Source organism: Methylibium sp. T29, assembly GCF_000576205.1.
GTDB classification, from domain to species: Bacteria; Pseudomonadota; Gammaproteobacteria; order Burkholderiales; family Burkholderiaceae_C; genus Methylibium; species Methylibium petroleiphilum.
Window position 1 is genome coordinate 1 of the sequence record NZ_AZND01000255.1, and the last position, 4466, is coordinate 4466.

A 4466-nucleotide genomic window follows, 5' to 3' on the forward strand; every position below is an offset into this window, starting at 1 on the left:
GGTCTTCACGTCCACGCGCACCAGGCCCACCGCAAAGAACGCCGTGATCAGCCCCATCACCACCAGGATCGCCCACCGGTTCCCCAGTGCAAATCGCGCCAGCTTGCGTCGCAGGTCAATCTTTTCCATCAGGCACCTGGCGTCCGTTCATCCATTCGTTGAGTAACCGCATGCCGTCGCTCCCGGGGCGGCCAGCGCGCGCAGCGACCGCTGCATCGCGCAGCGGCACCGACCCCGGAATCGCAAATCACGGGCCATGGCGTTTGCCGGCCTGGCGCCAGGGTTCACCCTGAACCGGCGACCCTGTCGCGGGCCTCGGCGGGCCGTCCGGGCGTTCGGGCGCGCCCCACTTTCGGACAGCGTGTCCGAGACTCCGGACAGGCCCGATCGCCGCGCGCCGCGCGGCGCCGGCTGTCCGATTCCTGGGACACCGGACAGGGTTTGATCTGCTTGAGAAGAAGCCGGCCAACCGGTGTAATCGGCAGACCTTTCCTCACTCACCACCGCACGGGATTCACGCGATGAGCGCAGGTCTGTCATGAAGCCGAACGCCAGCCCCTACCTCGGCTTCGACAAGGACGCCCGCGGGGTCAAGAGCCTGTGGGAGCGCTTCAACGCCGGGCTGATCGACACCGAGGAGCGCCGCGACACCTACCAGCAGCTCCTGCTGCACGAATGGCAGCGCTGCAAGGCGCTGGGCGTCGACGTCGCCATGACCATGGGCCGCCGCCTGAGCGACAGCGAATTCCGCCTGCGCATGCAGGCGGAACAGCTGCTGCTCGAAACCGCGGTGCCGATCGTGAGGGACGTCGACCGCTTCCTCGCCGACGTGCCGGGGATCATGATCCTGATCGACCGCTCCGGCTGCGCGCTGCACATCAGCGGCGACCCGCGCGTCGGCGAGTTCGCAGCCAGCCGCACCGGCATCGTCGTGGGCTCGCAATGGGACGAGGCCACGGCAGGCACCAACGGCATCGGCACGGCACTCGCGAAGCGGCAGCCGGTGCACGTGTTCGCCTCCGAGCACTTCTGCGAGGGATGGCAGTCGTGGTCGTGCTGCGCCGCGCCCATCTTCGACGCCGACGGCCACACCGTGCTCGGCGTCATCGACTACACGACCATGGCGTCGGATTTCCGCGAACAGGCGCTCGCCCTCACCGTCTCGGTCGCGAACTCCATCCAGGCGCGCATGACCATGCACCGCGAGCTCGAGCGCAGCCGCCTGGTCACCGCCTTCAGCGAGGCGGCTCGCCGTTACCCCTTCGACGACATGCTGGCGCTGGACCATGCCGGGCGCCTGGCCATCCACACGCCCAGCGACCGCTGCCGGCGCATCGCCGAGAACTGGGCCTCGGGCGGCTTCGAGGGCACCCCCGCCGTGCGCGAAACCTTCGAGGTGACCGCACCCAACTCCGAATCGCGCATCGGCACCCTCATCCTGCTGGCCAAGCCCGCCAGCTACGACCGCGTGTTCCTGCCGTCGAACACGCCGTCCTCGTTGCGCGACGCGGTGGAGCCGGTCAAGCGCTTCGGCCACTTCCTCACCCGCGACCCGGACACCCGGCGCATGCTGGGCGAGCTGGAGCGCGTGGCGGCGGCCGACGTGAACGTGCTGATCATCGGCGAGACCGGCACCGGCAAGGAGCTGCTTGCGCGGCAGCTGCACGCCAGCAGCCCGCGCCGCGCCGAGCCCTACATCGCGGTGAACTGCGGCGCGATCAGCGAAGACCTGATGGAGAGCACCTTCTTCGGCTACGTGAGGGGCGCGTTCTCCGGCGCGACCCGCGCGGCCGGGCCGGCTACTTCGAGTCCGCCAAGGGCGGCACGCTGTTCCTCGACGAAGTGGGCGAGCTGCCGCTGGCCATGCAGGCCGCGATGCTGCGCGTGCTCGAGGACGGCAGCTACCAGCGCGTGGGCTCCTGCGAGACCCAGCAGGCGCGCTGCCGCATCATCGCCGCGACGCACCGCAACCTGGAGCAGCTGGTCGCGCAGGGCCGGTTCCGCCAGGACCTGTACTTCCGACTGAAGATCGTCCAGAAGTCCATCAAGCCGCTGCGCGAGCGGCCCTGCGACCTGACGCTGCTGATCGACCAGTTCGGCGACGCCATGCGCCAGAAGCACGGCCTGCCCACGGTGCAGCTCCCGCCGGACACCCGCGCCGCGCTCGAACGCTACCGCTGGCCGGGCAATGCGCGCGAGGTGCGCAACGTGATCGAGGCCGCCGTGCTGTGCGCCGATGGCGCGATCGGCCTCGAATGCCCGCCGCCCGAAGTGACCCGCCCGCCCGAGACCAGCACCGAACCGGTGGTGGCCGGCACGGCCGGCGAAGGTCTGGCCGCCGTGCGCGACTACGAGCGCCAGCTGATCCTGGGCCTGCTGCGCAAGTACCGCAAGGTCAACCACGTGGCCAACGCGCTGGGCATTGCGCGCTCCACGCTGTACCGCAAGTTCGCGGAACTCGCCATCGACCAGAGCGAGTTCACCCAGGCGGGCCACGACGAGCGGCCGATCGCGCGCGACGGCATCCACTGAACGGTGGCCGCCGCGCGGCCACCACCCCCCTGCCTCACCGCCCGAGCAACTCCCGGATGGCCTGCAAGGCCGTGGGGTCCTCGATGGTGGTCAGGTCGCCCGGGTCGCGGCCCTCGGCCACCGCCTGCAGCGCACGGCGCAGCAGCTTGCCCGAGCGGGTCTTGGGCAGCAGCGTCACGAAGTGCACCCGCGCCGGCCTCGCCACCGCCCCGAGCTGCTGGTCCACCGTCTTCATGATGTCGCCCTCGAGCTTCAGCCGCGCCTGCGGCTCCTCCAGCCCCCGCGCGTCCTTGGGCACCACGAAGGCCACCGCCACCTGGCCCTTGAGCTGATCGGCCACCCCGACCACCGCCACTTCGGCCACGTTGGCGTGGCTGGAGACGCTTTCCTCGATCTCGCGGGTGCCCAGCCGGTGCCCGGCGACGTTGATGACGTCGTCGGTGCGCCCGAGGATGTAGTAGTAGCCGTCTTCGTCCCGGATGCCCCAGTCGAAGCTGCTGTAGACGCTCTGGCCGGGCACGCTTTTCCAGTAGGTGTTGACGAAGCGGTCGTCGTCGCGCCAGACGGTCTGCATGAAGCCGGGCGGCAGCGGGCCTTCGACCACGAGCACGCCTTTCTGGTGGGCGCCGTGCAGTTCTTCGCCGGTGGCGTCGTCGACGAGCTTGACCTTGTAGCCGTAGGTGGGGATGCCGGGGCTGCCGAACTTGCTGGGCTGGCGCTGCACGCCGTTGGCGATGCTGAGGATGGGCCAGCCGGATTCGGTCTGCCAGTAGTTGTCGACGATGGGCACGCCCAGGGCGTCGGCGATCCACTGGGCGGTGGGTTCGTCGAGCGGCTCTCCGGCCAGGAACAGGGCGCGCAGGCTGCTGAGGTCGTGTTTCTTGAGGGCCGCGGGGTCTTGTTTCTTGAGCACGCGCACGGCGGTGGGGGCGCTGAACATGGCGGTGACTTTGTATTTCTCGACCAGGCTCCACCAGATGGCGGCGTCGGGGCGGATGGGCAGGCCTTCGTACATGATGGTGGCCATGCCGGCGAGGAGCGGGCCGTAGACGATGTAGCTGTGGCCGACGACCCAGCCGATGTCGCTGGTGGAGAAGTAGGTTTCGCCAGCGTTGCCGAGGTAGATGTGTTTCATGCTGGCGGCCAGCGCGACGGCGTAGCCGCCGGTGTCGCGCTGTACGCCCTTGGGGGTGCCGGTGGTGCCGCTGGTGTAGAGGGTGTAGCTGGGGTGGGTGGCGTCGACCCAGGTGCAGGGGACGCGGCTGTCGAGGTGGCGCGCCCTGAGGGTGGCGTAGTCGATGTCGCGGCCTTCGACGGGTTGGCTGGGGGCGAGGCCGCGGTCGACCATGAGGACGTGCTGGGGTTTGTTCTTGGCCAGGCGGATGGCTTCGTCGAGGAGGGGTTTGTAGGGGACGACTTTGCCGGCGCGGCTGCCGGCGTCGGCGCTGACGATGAGTTTGGGCTGGGCGTCGTCGATGCGGCTGGCGAGGCTGACGCTGGCGAAGCCGCCGAAGACGACGGAGTGGATGGCGCCGATGCGCACGCAGGCGAGCATGGCGAAGGCGGCCTCGGGGATCATGGGCATGTAGATGAGGACGCGGTCGCCCTGGCCGACGCCGAGTTCGACGAGGCCGGCGGCCATGCGTTCGACTTCGCGCTGGAGTTCGGCGTAGCTGTAGGTGCGTTCCTGCCCGACTTCGGTGGAGACCCAGATGAGGGCGTTGTCGTCGGGGCGCCGGGCGGCGTGGCGGTCGACGGCGTTGTGGCAGAGGTTGGTCTGGCCGCCGACGAACCAGCGGGTGAAGGGCGGCCGGCTGTCGTCGAGCACTTCGTCGAACGGGCGGTGCCAGTCGATCAGCTCGGCCTGCTCGGCCCAGAAACCTTCGGGTCTTCGATCGAGCGGCGGTAGAAGGTGGCGTAGTCGGTCATGCGCT

General features: G+C 69.5%; 1 protein-coding gene and 2 pseudogenes. 2 read left to right on the plus strand and 1 reads right to left on the minus strand.

Going from position 1 to position 4466, the window contains the following annotated elements; genetic code table 11:
- Positions 1 to 841: 841 nt before the first annotated feature.
- A pseudogene (locus x551_RS27660) lies at positions 842 to 1726 on the plus strand (sigma 54-interacting transcriptional regulator); the annotation flags it as partial.
- A gap of 116 nt (positions 1727 to 1842) precedes the next feature.
- Positions 1843 to 2532: a sigma 54-interacting transcriptional regulator gene (locus tag x551_RS27665; protein ID WP_253950419.1), complete on the plus strand. Its 690-nt coding sequence runs from the start codon at positions 1843 to 1845 to the stop codon at positions 2530 to 2532.
- A 34-nt stretch (positions 2533 to 2566) separates the two neighbouring features.
- Here the strand turns inward: x551_RS27665 and x551_RS18790 are convergent.
- A pseudogene (locus tag x551_RS18790) lies at positions 2567 to 4461 on the minus strand (propionate--CoA ligase).
- Positions 4462 to 4466: the final 5 nt, after the last annotated feature.